The sequence below is a fragment of the Citrobacter sp. Cf118 genome (genome assembly GCF_030334095.1).
GTDB classification, from domain to species: Bacteria; Pseudomonadota; Gammaproteobacteria; order Enterobacterales; family Enterobacteriaceae; genus Citrobacter; species Citrobacter freundii.
The window spans coordinates 187,535-203,929 of sequence record NZ_JAOWES010000086.1 but is presented as its reverse complement, the minus strand read 5'-3'; the positions used below and the strand labels follow the sequence as shown (position 1 = coordinate 203,929).

The window sequence follows — 16,395 nt, the reverse complement described above, 5'->3', positions numbered from 1 at the left end:
TTATTATTTTCATTTTAGAGGAGAAGTGATGAACAATTCTGAAGGTCTGCAGTCGCTGCAAAACTCTCTTTCCAGCTTACCGCAATGGGTGTCTGAACGTATTCTGCACCAAGTAAGCCAGTTAACCAACTATGTGCCAGTGATCGGTATTATGGGCAAAACCGGAGTAGGTAAATCATCCCTTTGCAATGCTCTTTTTGCCGATAAGGTGTCACCTGTCAGCGATGTTACTGCCTGTACTCGCGACCCCTTATGCTTTCGCCTGCAGGTGGGCGAACATGCTATGACTATCGTCGATTTACCTGGTGTTGGTGAAAGTGAAAGACGCGATGTTGAATATGCCGAGCTCTACAGCCAGCAGCTTCCCCGGCTCGACCTGGTGCTGTGGTTAATCAAAGCCGATGATCGGGCTCTGGCGGTGGATGAACATTTTTACCGGCAGGTGATTGGTGAAGCATATCGGCATAAGGTGTTGTTTGTTATCAGTCAGTCCGACAAGGTTGAGCCCACCTGCGGTGGTGAAAAGCTGTCTACAGAGCAGAAACAAAATATCAGCCGTAAAATCTGTCTGCTACATGAGTTGTTCCAACCAGTAAATCCGATCTGTGCGGTGTCGGTTCGTCTGCAATGGGGACTGCGGGTAATGGCGGAGCGTATGATTCGTTGCCTGCCACGCGAGGCCAGCAGTCCGGTGGCGGTACAGCTTAGTGCTCCACTTCGTACCGATGCCGTTAATAAAAAAGCCCGTGACGATTTTGGTGAAACGGTCGGCTCGGTACTGGACACCATAAGTTCCATGCCCCTGATACCGGCCCCGGTTCAGACAGTCATCCAGTCTGTACGAGACATCGTGGTATCAGTCGCTCGTGCAGTCTGGAATTTCTTCTTCTGAAAATTAACCCTTCTAACCCGTAGTTTCCTGAACCCTGCCGCGACCTTGCGGCAGGGCTTTTTGTATTTATTTTCCATCATGAGGAGTCTGCTTATGACCCGTCTGGCTTCGCGCTTTGGCGCAGTAAATCTTATCCGTCGTGACCGTCCGTTAACCCGCGAAGAACTGTTTCTTGTGGTACCCAGCGTATTCAGCGAGGACAAACACGCATCCCGCAGTGAGCGGTACACGTATATACCCACCATATCCCTGCTGGACCGTCTGCAGCGCGAAGGCTTTCAGCCCTTCTTTGCCTGTCAGACCAGAGTGCGTGATCCAGGTCGCCGCGAGCACACAAAGCACATGCTGCGCTTGCGTCGGGAGGGGCAAATTACCGGCAAGCAAGTCCCCGAAATCATTCTGCTCAACTCTCATGACGGCACCAGCTCGTATCAGATGCTGCCGGGATTATTCCGTGCGGTATGCCAGAACGGACTCGTCTGCGGTGAGTCGTTTGGCGAGGTGAGGGTGCCGCACAAAGGAGATGTGGTGAGTCAGGTGATTGAGGGGGCGTATGAAGTGCTGGGGATTTTTGACCGTGTGGAAGAGAAACGGGATGCCATGCAGTCGCTGATGTTGCCGCCACCTGCACAACGGGCTCTGGCACAGGCTGCACTGACGTACCGTTTCGGTGAGGACCACCAGCCGGTGACAGCACCTCAGATACTCTCCCCACGCCGCTGGCAGGATGAGAGCAATGATCTGTGGACCACATACCAGCGTATTCAGGAGAACCTGATTAAGGGCGGGCTCAGTGGACGGAGTACGAAAGGCGGACAAATGCATACCCGTGCGGTGCGCGGTATTGACGGTGATGTGAGGCTCAACCGGGCTCTCTGGGTGATGGCGGAAGCGATGCTGAGTGGGTTTCAGTCCTGAGCTTGTTATCAACATGTTGGGAAGGGACACTCCCTGTCCGTTTTACCTCCATTGGATTGAGTGTTTTATCACCGCATTCCACGGAGCGCCGCGTTGGACCTGCTTCCGGTTGCTGATAAAAAATAGTTCATTCAGTGTCCATACCCTGTCCGCCCCCCTCTTTAGAATCAATTCATATTCAGTCAGTTAACTATTACGGAGATTTAAGATGACACAGGCAGAGCGCCGTCATGACCGGCTGGCTGTCAGGTTGTCACTGATAATCAGCCGCCTGGTTGCAGGTGAAACGCTGAACATGGCGCAGCTGGCTGCAGAGTTTGGTGTGTCAGTCCGTACCCTGCGACGGGATTTTCGCGAACGGCTGATGTACCTCGACCTTGAGTATCGACGGGGACAATGTCGCCTGCGCAGCACCGGTGGGGGCGTACAGGGCGAACTGGATGCGCTGACCTTCGCGCACCGGGCCGGACTGGCCGATATTTTTCCGGGGCTGGACCGGCGTCTGGCGGGCATGCTGCTCACTGCAGGAGGGATGCCATGTCTGGTATGGCAGCCGCCACAGTCTGTGTCACCGGCCAGCTCACTGGTGTTCTACCGTCTTGTCAGTGCCATTACCGCCTGCCAGCGGGTACTGCTGCTGGCCGAGGGAGAGCGCTGTGACGGGCTGGCCCCGTACCGCCTGATATCACTCGACGGCTGCTGGTACCTCACTGGTGAACTTAACGGATATATCACCGTGCATCCTCTGGCGACCATCCATGCGGTGACAGTCCTCAACACAACGTTCACTCCGCTAAAACGTCTCAGCCAGTTAACCACACAGGCGGGCTTTATCCGGGCCCTTCCGCACTTCAGCTGTATCCGTGAAGTCCTGTCTCCTGGGCCCTCTGAGGAGGAGCCGGGCAACACACTGATTTAATTACCTCTGTTAAGAAGGAAAAACAATGATCTGGCATTACGAGAAAAATGGCATACGTCACGACAATGTGACCGAAGACGACATCACCAGCCTGATTATACGCGGTGAACTGACTGCATCCACTTTGGTGTGGCGACAGGGAATGGCAGAGTGGCAGCCGATCTCCGCTACTCCGCTTGCTTCGGCGCTGCTCCGGAGCACCACACCGCCAGCGCTGCCGGGGAACCGCATTCCGGGTGGCGTTGTGTGGACGCTGGCATTTGCTCCCTTCATTGGCTACGCGCTGGAGTTGTGGACTGCAGGATTGAGCGGGATGTCATTTGGCGAGGCATATGATGCCGTCTCGGGTGGGCAGTACTGGTTTATCACGCTGCTGCTCAATATCGCTCTGGGGTATCTCGATGAACGACGCCTTCGTAAGGCCGGAGTGGACACCACCACGTTCGGCAAACTGGCCTGGCTGGTGCCGTTCTATCTGTGGCGGCGGGCGAAAACTCTCGGTCAGAAACCGACTTACTTCTGGGTATGGCTTGTGATGCTGGGCCTGACCGTCTGGGCCTGAATGACCGCTACCTGATTCTTTCTCTGTTAAGGACCAACGTAATGAAAACACTAATTAAAATACTGGGTATTACCGGCAGCCTTCTGCTCTGTGCGGGCGCTCAGGCTCAGCCTTATAACCGGACTCTACCTGCGGTAGTTAATGACAATAACGGGAACATTTTCTGGTGCGATGCGCATCGTCAGGTTACTGGAAAATGCGAAGCTATGTCTGTTGACCGTCTGGGTGGGATGGTCACGGTGCGTTCCGCACCCTTTAAAAACTGTGAAGGCGGCCTGTGGGGCTGGATAACCATCATGCACAACGATGTGTCGAAGGGATTCACCATTACTCCGGATAAGAAATTCGGTCTCACCGTAAAAGATCTGTGCCGTCCGGGCACGGTAGTGACCTTTAAGCCCAACCAGAAGAAGCCGGAATATGACGACCTGGTGGCACTTTACCAGGGCAAAGAGCTGTTTCGCTACCGGCGCTTCTGATAACACCCGATATCAACCACTCTTATTTTGCCCAACTGCGGGCTGGATTAATTCAGGACGAAGACCATGCTGAAAATACTGACCTCTGCTGTACCCGCCCTCATTCTGTCACTTGCCGCATTCAGTGCCGGTGCCGCTCAGCTTCCGGCAAGCCTTATGGATAAAGACAATCCAGGCCAGGAATACTGGTGCCAGGGAAACGATATCAACACCTCCATGTGCTCACTAACAGGTGTCAGCGACGACCATAAATTTGCCCTGATTCACGACCTGCCGGGCCCGGCCTGTGAAGACTTAAGCTTCGGGGTTATCGACCTGGTGCGCCAGACCGGTGTCAACATTCCTTACGACGGTGGTGACTGTAAGGGCGATGTGCAGGCCGGGTTTGTGCGCGGCACAAAAGATAATGCCCTGTATGTGAAAATTGTCCGGGGCAGTAAAACCCTGCGGTTGTATAAGGTACAAACCGGTTACTGATAATCACCCCACATCTGCACACACTCATAGCCCCTGACGCTTCTGCGTCAGGGGCTTTTGCTTTTAAGGTACATCGAATGTCTGAATCTCACATGCTGCCACCGGGACCTTTCACCCGACAGCAGGCTTAAGCGGTTACCCGCCGGTATCACAACATCAGCATTGAAGACGACCAGGGTAGCCACTTCCGCCTGGTGGTTCGTGACTCTGAAGGTCGAATGGTCTGGCGGGTGTGGTACTTTGAACCTGATGCTGGTGAAGGACATAACTGTTATATCCGACAGTACGGCACCCTCAGAGCCTCCTCCTCCTGATTACACCCATCCATCATCCCTGCATGTCCTTTATTTCCCATACGCCAGCCATCGTCGCTGGCGTTTTAATTGACGGAGAATATCCATGACGACACAAACGCAATTCAAATTGATGTCCGCTAATGAACCTCAATTTGACCTTACTGCATCACCAGTACCTGACGAGCAGCGTCTCGATTTCTGGCCGCTGCACTTTGGTGCTATCACACAGTGGATAACGCTGGAACCCCGTATTTTCGCCTGGATGGACCGCTTCTGTGATGAGTACAGCGGTGGTATCTGGTCCTTTTACACGCTCAGCAATGGCGGCGCGTTTATGGCTCCTGATGCTGACAGTGACGATAAATGGCATCTTTTCAACAGCATGAACGGTAATGGTGCGCAAATGAGCGCAGAAGCCGCAGGTATTGCTATCTGCCTGATTGAATACAGCCATCACGCCTGTCGCACCGAATGCGATGCCATGACGGAGCACTATTACCGCCTGCGGGATTACGCCCTGCAGCACCCTGAATCCCACGCCATTTTTCGCATTATTGATTAAGGATATTCATGATAGAACAGTCACTTATCCCACAGGCTCCGGCACTTCCACTGACCGCACAGCGTACGGTAAAACGCGCCTTAACCCTGCTTGACCGACACCTGCGCGAAACAGGCGTGGCATTTACCTCCACTCAGGCTGCCCGTGACTGGCTGAAAATTAAAATGGCGGGGCTGGAGCGCGAAGAGTTTATGGTGCTGTACCTGAATCAGCAGAACCAATTGATTGCCCATGAAACCCTGTTTGCCGGTTCCATTAGCAGCACCGAGGTACATCCCCGTGAGGTGGTCAAACGCGCCCTGTATTTCAATGCAGCAGCAGTGATACTGGCGCATAACCACCCCTCCGGCGATACCACGCCCAGCCAGGCAGATAAGACCATAACGCAGCGTTTGGTACAGGCGCTTCAGCTCGTTGATATCCGTGTGCCTGACCATCTGATTGTCGGTGGCAAGCAAATCTATTCATTCGCTGAACACGGTCTACTGTGAGGTATGACATGAACATTATCAGTAAACGCCGGGCGATGACGATTTACCGTCAGCATCCGGCCTCCCGCATTTTCCGATACTGCACCGGCAGATACCAGTGGCATGGCAGTGTCTGTCATTACACCGGTAAGGTAGTTCCTGACATTCCCGGCGTGCTGGCGGTATACGCCGAACGCCGCCAGGACCGCAACGGGCCCTATGCCTGTCTGATGAGTATCACTCTGAACTGACAATAAAGGAGGTTATAAATGAGCAACATTACATGGGGCCTGCAGCGGGATACCACGCCGCGTCTGGGAGCCCGTCTGGTACAGGAGGGGAACCAACTACATTATCTGGCTGACCGGGCCAGTATCACCGGTAAATTCAGTGACGCCGAATGCCGGAAGCTGGATGAAACATTCCCGCACTTTATCAGCCGGATGGAATCGATGCTGACCACTGGTGAAATGAATCCCCGCCATGCCCACTGCGTCATCCTGTATCACAACGGTTTCACCTGCGAAGCCGACACTCTTGGCAGTTGCGGCTATGTATACATCGCCGTCTATCCCACAAAACGCTAACAAATTTCACGAGAGCAAACATGAAAAATCTACCTGCTACAATTTCGCAGGCGGCGAAGCCCTGTCTGTCGCCCGTGGCTGTCTGGCAAATGTGCTTGTCCGTATCGATCGGAAAGGATTTTCGTGGCAAGAGCAGACCCCGTATCTTTCCGTAGTGGATATTCTGCGAGCAAGGCGCTCTACCGGCTTGCTAAAAACTAACGTGAAATGAACGCTTACATACAGAGCAGACCAAAGGAAAGCAAAATGTTAATCTCACAGACGAAGAGACTTCTACTGTAACCTCCCCTCCCCTGCAAAAAACCTGACATTTTCTTTTAGGACCAACAATGGGACCAAAATGAAAATTGAACTGAATGTTATCAGCCATTAAACAATGAGTTACACAACCAATTCAGACTCCGCCAGCCCACCAAATGATGATCCGGATACGTCCGGTGAAGTACAGAAAGCCCGCATGGCACAAGCCCTGCGGGCTTTTTTGTGTCTGTCGTTGTCCGAGAACATCCGGCTAAATCCGGTGATTATTGGTATACGTTTAGGTATACGGTAGTATGTATACCTAAAAGCGTATACCAATTCATGACGCCCCCTGACCAACACTGAAGTTCTGCGCGCTAAAGCGTTAGAGAAGGATCTGACGCTGCATGATGGCGATGGGCTTTTCCTGATAGTGAAAACCAGCGGGAAAAAGCTCTGGCGTTTCCGTTATCAACGTCCGATAACAAAGCAGCGAACAATGATGGGGCTTGGTGCTTTCCCTGCCCTTTCGCTTGCTGATGCCCGAGGGTTAAGAGCTGATTACCTTGCCTTATTAGCCAACGGAATCGACCCGCAAATTCAAGCTGAAATTGCAGAGGAACAGCAGCAAATCGCACTGGACAGTATTTTCTCAACTGTGGCCGGCAACTGGTTCATAATGAAGAGCAAAAGCGTCACTGAGGACTACGCGAAGGATATTTGGCGTTCTCTAGATAAAGACGTATTCCCAGCAATAGGCTCGATACCTGTTCAAGAAATTAAGGCCAGAACGATAGTTGAAGCATTGGAACCAATCAAAGCACGCGGCGCATTAGAGACTGTTCGTCGCTTGGTCCAGCGCATTAACGAAATAATGATTTACGCAGTCAACATCGACCTGATTGATGCTAACCCGGCATCAGGTGTTGGAATGGCATTTGAGAAACCCAAAAAGCAGAACATGCCCACGCTACGACCAGAAGAATTACCTAAGCTGATGCGTTCTCTGGTCATGTCGAATCTGTCTGTTCCGACTCGCTGTCTTATTGAGTGGCAGCTCCTGACCCTTGTTCGCCCTTCAGAAGCATCTGGCGCTCAATGGGCTGAGATCGATCTTGATGCAAAGCTCTGGACAATTCCTGCAGAGCGGATGAAGGCCAAGCGTGAGCACATTGTTCCTTTATCACCTCAGGCATTAGAGATTCTGGATATCATGAAGCCTCTCAGTGCACATCGCGAACATATCTTCCCGAGCAGGAATGATCCAAAGCAACCAATGAATAGTCAAACAGCTAATGCTGCTTTGAAGCGTATGGGGTATGGTGGCAAGTTAGTTGCACATGGATTACGTTCCATTGCAAGTACCGCTATGAATGAACAAGGATTCAATGCTGATGTAATTGAGGCAGCACTTTCTCATTCAGATAAAAATGAAGTAAGAAGGGCATATAATCGCTCAACATACTTAAATAAAAGAAACGAATTGATGAATTGGTGGGGAATGAAGGTCAAACTATAGAGATTGGGACATTAGTCCCAATCTGATTTTTATCATCAAAAAAAGAAAGAGGAGTCACCATATAGAGCTAATTTATTATAAGCTACATCATGGTCATCTAAATTCTTACCCACAACCAAACAAAGCTTCTTCCCTTGAATATCTATAAGCTCATTCGCACAACCTTCAGAAAAAGATGTAGCATCTTTTTTATTTTTGTTGCAATAAGCAAAGTAACAAAAACCAAAGCTTTCAAAAATCCCAGATGAATAGATAACTGAATTTACATGACCAGAAACCCTCCAATTTTTCCTCACGTTTCTCTTCATTTCATTTATCATATCATAAATAACCGCCTGCTCATTTGGATGTATATTATTTAGTAACAAGGACAGTTCCAACCATCTATACGTCTTCCTCGTTTCCAGTTGTGTAATAATATCCATAAAGAGTTTTCGCACTTTTGGTTTTGGTTTTGGTTTTGTTATTTTTATTCCATTCTCCAAAGAAATATAATAATCATCTATTTTTTGTGACATAGTAGTCAATATTAAATTGGTTTTTTCATCTGATCCCTCCAAGCAAAAAAGGGTATCCAGATAGGTTCCTAGCAAATCCAATTCATCACCAAAATAATTGTATTCACTCTCTATACGTTGACGTGAAGAGAGGTAATGCAAAACAAATGAAGGTTTTTCTAGTATATCAATAACAGTTTCAAAATCGGCTAAGCACATAGATGGGCAGGACTCAAAATCATCTGTAAACCATCCACATGCCTTAATCTTTTGCATATGCGACTGCATAGCACCAAAACTTTCCAGTGAAACAGATACTCGAATAATCTTTTTTACTTTTCTTAATTCATCACCTAATTGTTTTGTAAGATCATCTTCAATATCCAAATTTCCATTTAAATAAATCATCCTATCTCTCAGTCTTTGTGACTGTATACACGGACTGATAATTAATTCATTTATATGTTTTTTTAACCGTTCTGGCGCCCCACGCAATGCTGGTTTAGATATTTTCCCTGATTTAGCTTCAAAGATAATGGCAAATGAATCTATAAGTGTTAATACATCCGTCTCATATACCTGCCCATCCTGCGTCCACTTCAAGCCATTATATATTACTGCTTCATCAAATTTTGATTTAACTATCTCATTTATCTTATTTTCTAAATAGACACTTTTCCTATCTGATAAAGCCACGTCAGAAAACGTGGAGACCAGATCATCAAATATAGGAATAATAAAGCTAAAAAATACCTGAGGAATAAAGCAATAAACCTCCGACTGACTTTTATTTATAAGAGGTTTATACCAAACAGGATTATCAAGAGTTAGATAATCTCTATTTATTCCTGCCAACTGCCCTTTTTCAAGAGAAAAATAAGTTTGTATGTTTCTAACTTCATTTATAGGAATAGAAGTGCCAGATGATATTTCTGAGTCATTAAAAACAAACAATGACTCATCGTAATGCATTACTCTAACCAATAAAAAATAAATTAAGGTTTCTTTGTTCGCATCATGAACCCCATATTTCATAAGTTCCAAGAACTCATCTTCATTAGTTTCATCTAACACTACTTTACGCAGACTTCCTATATCAAGCTTATAATATTCCTGTAACTTTGAAATTCTTTCATTTATTTTTGATTCTATAGTATCTATAAGGAATTCAAAAAAACCAATGACATTATCGACACTAAACCCAAAATGCTCTTTAAGACCATCATTAAAATATCCATAAAGTTCTAAAGAAATTTTCTTTACCTGTGTGTAGTACCCCCAATTTCTAACCGATGTAGTCTGCCCCTGCATTAAACTCCGCATTAAAAATGCGCTTTTTTCCTCATCAGTCTCAAGTTCAGTTCCGCCATCAAATCTCGCCAACATATTTGTTGAAAAGATATAATCCAAACTATCTTTAATACTATTAAAATCTTCACTTGTTGTTTTTGCTTCTGTATTAAATTCATTGCCAGGCAATGTTAAGAAAAGAGCTTGAATATACTCAATGTAAAACTGTGGAATTGCAATTTTACTATCTTGTATAGATATACCTTTTTTCTCATCAATAGGAGAAAGAGAGCTTGTAACAAAACCTGATAGCAAATGAATGGGATTAACCTCTTTTATCAAATCAACAAGTTCATTTTTTAATAGTGGTAATTTTTCCTTAGCATCTAAAAATGATGCACCCACTACTTTTTTTATTTGTTCTCTACTCATATCCTTAAAAGGGTTTATAACCTCAGTCAAATCACTAGAGTTTTGTATTTGAAATTGTTTTTTATTAATCATTTTTTTACTAAATTTATTCTTCACCTTACCGTTCCTTTTCATAAATATAATTAAAGCTTAGCTACACGCATTTTTGTTATCACCTATGAAAATGTATCATCAATATGATAACGATGCTTATTAATGCTGTATGTTACATACTCTACTATTCAGAAAGCCAATAAATATACAGCGCGCAATGCTCTCCCCGCCACGCCTGCCCGCTTCGTGGCGCGCTTTTAATGCAGGTGCGTGAGGGCACTCAGGCCGCGCCAGTGCTGGTGTGGCTGGGTGTGGAAAATTCAGGGTTTTGCATGCAAAGCCATGCAGCGTAGGCATGCATGGCTATTTTTATTAAAAAAACGGGTATTTTCGGGGCGTTTTATGCGGATTTTTTGCGGGTCTGCGCGGCCTGTCGACACATGAAAATCTGACTCTGTTCAGGCGTATATTTGCCCGGTTGTCGGCTCCCGATGCTCTGTCAGGCCGGAAACCGATGGTTGTCAGAATGTCGCGATCTTCCTCTGCGTAATCAATGTTTCCTCCGCGGGTTATATGTACGGACAGCGCTTCGCGAACACTGGCGGCCGCCCGGTCGAGAGCCCGTTCTCTGACGATGTCAGGTTGTTCGCTGAGATTCAGTAATTCCGGTGCCAGTGCGGCGGCCAGCGCATCACCGCTTACCTGCATAAAGTCATGGAGCTGACGCCGGATACTGATACGCTGCACGGCCTCATGTGACCGGATGTGCTGCCCGGCCGACTGATTTACCGCCCATTTTTTCAGGTCAATATCATCACGCAGCGCCTGTGCTGCCTCCGGTTCATAACGGGTGCAGGTCAGCTCCAGCTCTTTAGCCCGCGCCATTCTGAGGGCGGGGCTTTTGTAGAGTTTCATATCCATGCAGGTGGAAATCGCCTGTGATGTATTACTCAGTTCCTTTAACCTTAAACAACAGTAAGTTGCTTGCAAAATAAATGATTAACTAACAGCGTTGGTATCATTTTTTAAAAGTGACTAGCCTCACATTTTGTAAAAGAAGAGGAGAGATACAACTGCAGCATCTTGAATGAAAAAGAACCCATACTCATATCAAGAGTACTGTTTTTAACCTATGAGGTTTTTCATGCCTACCTGCCAAGCACCACACCGCTACGACACAATGTTTGCCGCCCTTCCAGAGGATCAGAGCTATCCATTCCGTCATAAATGTGCCGGATGTGCATACGAACTGGGATTTCAGGCAGGGGTATCAAACCAAGAGCCTAGCGCTGCTACGGCTATTGACTCCATTTTAAAAAGCCAAGCGGCTGAAGTTCGCCATAGAAGCCCAAGAGTAGCTTACTACCAAGGTTACACCGATGGTCTGAACGAGTATTACCTACAAAACCCTCGTGGATAATCATCCACACTCTGTGACTTTCATTAATTTAGCAAGGAATCCTATATGATCACTTATGCTTCTGATTTTAATGAAATACCTAGTGCTTTAGGCAACAACCAAGAACTCCAAAGCAAAATGTTATCTCTTATTGCCAGTAAAAAGATTGCGGGCAAAGCGACCGAAGGAGCAGGCAGGGTAGAAGAGTTCAGAGCAATTTTATCTCAGCTCACAAAAGGTGAATTGCGCTTAGACGAAGCAATTAGAGCTGTTGAAGCTCGCATTCCACGTTATACATCAATCCATTCAGGGGATAACAGAGTCTTTGCTAGTGGCTGGGCTGAACGTTTAACCAGAACACAGTTTAGTCGGTTCTACAACCAAGCAGTATTAGAAATCGAGATAGCAAAGGGACACAACGAATGCTTTGTTCCCCCATCGTCGCAGGAGCAAGCATCATCACAGTGCTCACAAGTTCTTGCAGGCCGTTCTCATGACGTCAGTCATCTACTCAGATTATTAGTTACCTCTTATGAGGATGGCAACTGGGACAAAACGCCTAAAATTCCTGATCATCCCCATTGCACCCACGTAATTAAGCCGATGTCTTGATTTTTGTATTGGGCATCTGACATAGTGGTGTGACATTGATTCCCGCTACATTGCTCAAAGAATCAGATAGTTAGTATTTGGTGTTGCTCTCAGCCAGCTCCACCAATCATGATTGGACAGTGCCAGGACGGTACTAGCAAAAACAGGAAGTTAGCAGTCTCAGCAGGACACCGACCAGACGGTGAGGGGACAAAAAAAGATACGCAAAGGAGCCGCGGCTCCGGAGTGACATAAAAGCCCGCTTATGCGGGTTTTTTTATGCTCTTTGACCCGTCCTGAATAGCGTTGGCACGTTCCAGACTTAAATCCGGAGAACGTGATGATAGATGAATACGAACAAGCAGATTAATTTCCTGATACCCCTTTTTATTTAACAGTGAACGACCAGGCTTAAATAATAGCCCTATAAGCTTAAGATCGTCACTATAAAAAGAAACGTATTTTTTAGAACATTCGCCATTTAAACGTTCGACATCGCCAGACAACCCCGACAGAGGATCGTGTAAAAATATCCAGTTAACTTCTCCATGAACAACTCTTGAATTTTCCTACTAAATACATATATTACGCATCCCGTTCAGTACATAGAATAACCTTTGATTTTTTTAATTGATATTGGAGTTACGAATGTCAAATAAGAAAATTTCGCGGAGCAATGGGGCAACTGGCCCCGTTAATAAGGTTGTCGCATGGTCAACAATCGCTTTGCAGGCCCTGTATCCTGCCCTTCTTAGCTTCACGCCAACCATTAGCCATGCGTCAGCCGTTAAGGCATCGCAGACCGCCGTAGAACAGCAAGAACTGCGCGGCCTGTCTTCTCTCACCGCGCAAGCTGGCAGAAGTATTGAAAACGGCCATGCGGGCAGTTTTGCTGCCAATACCGTCTCAGCACAGGCAACGAAGGAGGTGGTAGAGTGGCTACAGAAGTACGGTAATGCGCGTATTCAACTCAACGTCGATGACGCTTTCTCGTTGAAAGATTCGTCGTTCGATTTCCTTTATCCGTGGATTGATACAAAGCAGCATGTTTTATTTAGCCAGACATCGCTTCACCGTACCGATGACAGAACCCAAACTAATATCGGTATGGGTTATCGCTACTTCACGGCGGATAATTCAATGCTGGGCGCAAACTTATTTTATGACTACGATTTAAGTCGTCATCACGCACGTATGGGTGCAGGCGTTGAGTATTGGCGAGATTATTTACATGCAGGCGCAAATGCTTATTTAAGATTATCAAAATGGAAGGATTCCCACGATCTGGATGATTATCAGGAACGTCCGGCGGATGGATGGGATATCTATACCCAAGGTTGGTTGCCATCGTATCCGCAACTGGGCGCATCGCTTAAATATGAAAAGTATTACGGCAAGAATGTCGGCCTCTTTGGCAGCGATCATCTTCAGGAAAATCCGTACGCCTTTACAGGCGGGATCAGCTATACGCCGGTTCCGCTAGTTACGCTTTCCGCTGAACACAAGCAGGGGCAGAGCAATACTCATGATTCACGCTTCGGCGTAGAGATTAACTATCGCCCCGGCATCCCGCTGGCGAAGCAGTTGGATAGCGACAATGTTGCGTTGATGCGCGAAGTTCAGCACGGACGCTACGATTTTGTCGAACGAAATAACAATATTGTTCTGGAATACCGCAAAAAATCGGTTCTGAAAATCCGCCTGCCTGAAAGCGTACAGGGGGAAGGTGGCGCCGTTGTTCCGGTGACTATTTCACTGGATAAATCCCACTGGGGCATTCAGTCGGTAGAGTGGAACGATAGCGCATTTGCCGCCGCTGGCGGGCGCATTTCCGGTAGCGGCACGTCATGGCAACTGACGTTACCCGCTTATACACCAGGCGGCACCAATCAGTGGCAGATCGGCGCAACGGCGCGAGATGTTAAAGGAAACGTCTCTAACTATGCAGTGATGAGCGTAACGGTGACGGGGAATTCAGCCTCTGTCGGCACAATGGATTTTACATTGAACGACGAGCAGCAACCGATCATCGCGGCTGATGGGAAGTCACAGCATCCGGTTAAGCTGGTGATTAAAGATACCAATGGCAATCCGTTAACAGGGCTCGCACATGACATTGAATTGTCTTTGGCATTTACGCCTGACGCACAGAGAAATCGTGAGCGTTCGGCACAGGCTCCAAAGCTTGGTGAAGTGCAGGAAACCCGTTCAGGGGTGTATACCGCTATGCTGACGCCGGGTTTAACGGCGGGGACGGCACGCATAACCGCTAAAGTCCTGGGTAAAACAGAAACCCTGACAGTGACACTAAAAGCGGTTTCCGCCGAGTCGGCAAAATCGACATTCACGGTAATGCCCATAGAGCAGGTCGTTGGGCACCCGATTAACCTGGCGTTAGAAGCAAAAGATAAAGACGGGAATGCCATCACCGGCGACGACAGCTTACGTTTTTATGCTGTTTCAGCCAGCGGCGAGATCCGTTTTACTGCAGTAGAAGAGAAAGACGGCGTGTACAGCGCTAAGGCAACGTCTGAACTGGCTCAGGCGACACGCATTGGTGTGACGTCACAAAAACATGATTTCTCCGGGCTGGAAAAACAAGCCAACTGGATTGCAGACAAAACGCAGCCGGTGGTGCAGGCGTTTAACCTGACCAGAGACAATGCGCTGGCGGATGGCAAACAGAGTAATGTCGCGGTCGTTACCCTGACCGACCCTTATGGTAACGCGCTATCCGGATACACGGTCACCCTGGCGTTACCGTCACAGGTCAAGGTTGCGAATGGCGAGAACGTTGCCACCACCGATGCCAAAGGTGAAGCAAGATTCTCACTGACCAGTTCAACGCCGGGAACCTATGAGGTTACGCTGAACGTGGGGAACATCAGCTCATCCCTAAGCGTCACATTTGCCTCTGCAATGGAGGGGGCAACATTGTCTCTGACAGCCAAAGACAATGGCGCAATCACCAATATTGCAGCAAACGGTCGCGATGGTGCCACGCTTGAGATCATGCTCAACAATACCAACGCGTCGGTTGAAGGACAGAAAGTGGAGCTTATCGTAACCCCACAAGGTCTCGTGTATCCGGACAAAATCACCACCAATAAAGAGGGTTACGCGACGGTAACGTTAACAACGGTTAAGGCGGGTCATTACACCGTTAATGCCAGGGTTACAGATGGGCAGCACAGCGTTGAGTCCTCAAGCGTTGACCTGGAATTCGTACCTGATATTAACAGCGCAGTGCTGAATTTGGCGGCACCTGCTGAGAGCATCGTGGCAAACGCATCAGCTACGCATGAAATTCAGGTACAGGTTGTCGACGGTGAGAACAACCCATTTAGTGGCGACGTGCACCTGACCAGCACCCCTGCCAGTGGATTAAAACTGGGCCAGTCAGAACTGACATTGGATGAGAAAGGAATGGCATCAACAACCTTTGTTGCCACAGAAGCCGGGCACTATCAATTGCAGGCAACCTTTATCAAAGAGGGTAAACGCGTTACGGCTGGTAAGGCGATTGAGGTGGTATCAGATCTGCAAAATGCAGCGTTGACGATCGAACCGTCAACCACATCCGCCGTAGTGAGTGATGTGGATAACGTGGCGTTTACCCTGCATCTGAGCGATACATCGGGGAACAGCGTCAGCAACCGTAAGCTGAAGATTACGGCCACAGGCCCATCGCCACGCGATCCTCTGGTGATTGATAATACGCTTGTCACCACCAATGCTTCCGGTACTGCGACCGTAAATGTCCACGGTCAAAAGGCGGGTCGTTACACGCTGACCGCCACATTGGCTGAACACGGTAGCAACGTCTCGGCAAATGCTTCGCTGATGCTGAATGCTGATGCCCAGAATCCAGTACTCACTCTGGAGCAGGATTTTGGCTACGTCGTTGCCAACCTTGAGCCGATGGGCTTTATGGCCCGATTGCGGGATAAATTTGGCAATCCGTTAAACGGCAGTGTCGAATTTAGCGCAGGCAGCAGAGCCAAACCCGACAGCGGAACCTTTACGATGACACCGGATAAAACCAACTTTAAGTTAGGAAATGCCTACTCTGAACTGAGAACGGATACTGCTGGTGAAAGTTGGGTGAAAGTGAAGGCAACGACGGGAGATAAAACGTTGGAAAAAGAACTCACCGTCTGGGTAGTTGAGAATCATCAACCGAATTCCTGATCGGGATATAAACAGGAGATAGCCGCAACATGGCGGCTATC

15 protein-coding genes and 2 pseudogenes are annotated in these 16,395 nt (G+C 48.0%); 15 read left to right on the top strand and 2 right to left on the bottom strand.

All coding sequences use genetic code 11. The annotated features are described in order from the left end of the window. Positions 1-28 precede the first annotated feature (28 nt). The 13 genes and pseudogenes from OGX67_RS15035 (at position 29) to OGX67_RS14975 (ending at position 7,921) form a co-directional block, all read left to right on the top strand. Complete coding sequence (locus OGX67_RS15035) at positions 29-892, top strand: GTPase family protein (protein ID WP_105561637.1); 864 nt, start codon at positions 29-31, stop codon at positions 890-892. Positions 893-985: 93 nt separating this feature from the next. Beyond that, a complete protein-coding gene (locus OGX67_RS15030; protein ID WP_286526728.1) occupies positions 986-1,810 on the top strand; it encodes a DUF932 domain-containing protein in 825 nt (274 codons plus the stop codon). Between the two features lie 208 nt (positions 1,811-2,018). After that, positions 2,019-2,729: a DeoR family transcriptional regulator gene (locus OGX67_RS15025; RefSeq protein WP_047174770.1), complete on the top strand. Its 711-nt coding sequence runs from the start codon at positions 2,019-2,021 to the stop codon at positions 2,727-2,729. Positions 2,730-2,754: 25 nt separating this feature from the next. After that, entirely contained in the window at positions 2,755-3,291 is a 537-nt protein-coding gene (locus OGX67_RS15020; protein ID WP_165716174.1) for a DUF4339 domain-containing protein, read from the top strand. A 41-nt stretch (positions 3,292-3,332) separates the two neighbouring features. After that, entirely contained in the window at positions 3,333-3,770 is a 438-nt protein-coding gene (locus tag OGX67_RS15015; protein WP_023321463.1) for a hypothetical protein, read from the top strand. Between the two features lie 66 nt (positions 3,771-3,836). Beyond that, positions 3,837-4,247 (top strand): hypothetical protein, encoded by a 411-nt coding sequence (locus OGX67_RS15010; RefSeq protein WP_064791165.1) that lies wholly within the window; start codon positions 3,837-3,839, stop codon positions 4,245-4,247. 77 nt (positions 4,248-4,324) lie between these two features. Then, a pseudogene (locus OGX67_RS15005) lies at positions 4,325-4,561 on the top strand (DUF905 domain-containing protein). A gap of 85 nt (positions 4,562-4,646) precedes the next feature. Further along, entirely contained in the window at positions 4,647-5,105 is a 459-nt protein-coding gene (locus OGX67_RS15000) for an antirestriction protein (protein WP_196588619.1), read from the top strand. 8 nt (positions 5,106-5,113) lie between these two features. Further along, complete coding sequence (locus tag OGX67_RS14995) at positions 5,114-5,596, top strand: JAB domain-containing protein (RefSeq protein WP_165716177.1); 483 nt, start codon at positions 5,114-5,116, stop codon at positions 5,594-5,596. 8 nt (positions 5,597-5,604) lie between these two features. Further along, positions 5,605-5,826 carry a DUF987 domain-containing protein gene (locus tag OGX67_RS14990; protein ID WP_165716178.1) on the top strand — a complete coding sequence of 74 codons (222 nt, stop codon included), beginning with the start codon at positions 5,605-5,607 and terminating at the stop codon, positions 5,824-5,826. Between the two features lie 18 nt (positions 5,827-5,844). Next, the gene (locus OGX67_RS14985; protein WP_165716179.1) at positions 5,845-6,162 is read left to right on the top strand and encodes a type IV toxin-antitoxin system YeeU family antitoxin; all 318 of its coding nucleotides are present in this window, start codon (positions 5,845-5,847) and stop codon (positions 6,160-6,162) included. Between the two features lie 20 nt (positions 6,163-6,182). Then, positions 6,183-6,373: pseudogene (locus OGX67_RS14980) on the top strand (hypothetical protein). Between the two features lie 381 nt (positions 6,374-6,754). Further along, complete coding sequence (locus tag OGX67_RS14975) at positions 6,755-7,921, top strand: integrase domain-containing protein (protein ID WP_257651649.1); 1,167 nt, start codon at positions 6,755-6,757, stop codon at positions 7,919-7,921. A 35-nt stretch (positions 7,922-7,956) separates the two neighbouring features. On the opposite strand, the gene OGX67_RS14970 is transcribed toward OGX67_RS14975, so the two are convergent. Next, positions 7,957-10,236: a hypothetical protein gene (locus OGX67_RS14970; protein WP_286526718.1), complete on the bottom strand. Its 2,280-nt coding sequence runs from the start codon at positions 10,234-10,236 to the stop codon at positions 7,957-7,959. 309 nt (positions 10,237-10,545) lie between these two features. After that, a complete protein-coding gene (locus tag OGX67_RS14965) occupies positions 10,546-11,094 on the bottom strand; it encodes a phage polarity suppression protein (protein WP_373371753.1) in 549 nt (182 codons plus the stop codon). A 544-nt stretch (positions 11,095-11,638) separates the two neighbouring features. Between OGX67_RS14965 and OGX67_RS14960 the strand changes: the two genes are divergently transcribed. Both OGX67_RS14960 and OGX67_RS14955 read left to right on the top strand, forming a co-directional pair. Further along, positions 11,639-12,184, top strand: a complete 546-nt coding sequence (locus OGX67_RS14960) for a hypothetical protein (RefSeq protein ID WP_200058806.1) — start codon at positions 11,639-11,641, stop codon at positions 12,182-12,184. Between the two features lie 627 nt (positions 12,185-12,811). Continuing rightward, complete coding sequence (locus OGX67_RS14955; RefSeq protein WP_257651583.1) at positions 12,812-16,354, top strand: inverse autotransporter beta domain-containing protein; 3,543 nt, start codon at positions 12,812-12,814, stop codon at positions 16,352-16,354. Positions 16,355-16,395 lie beyond the last annotated feature (41 nt).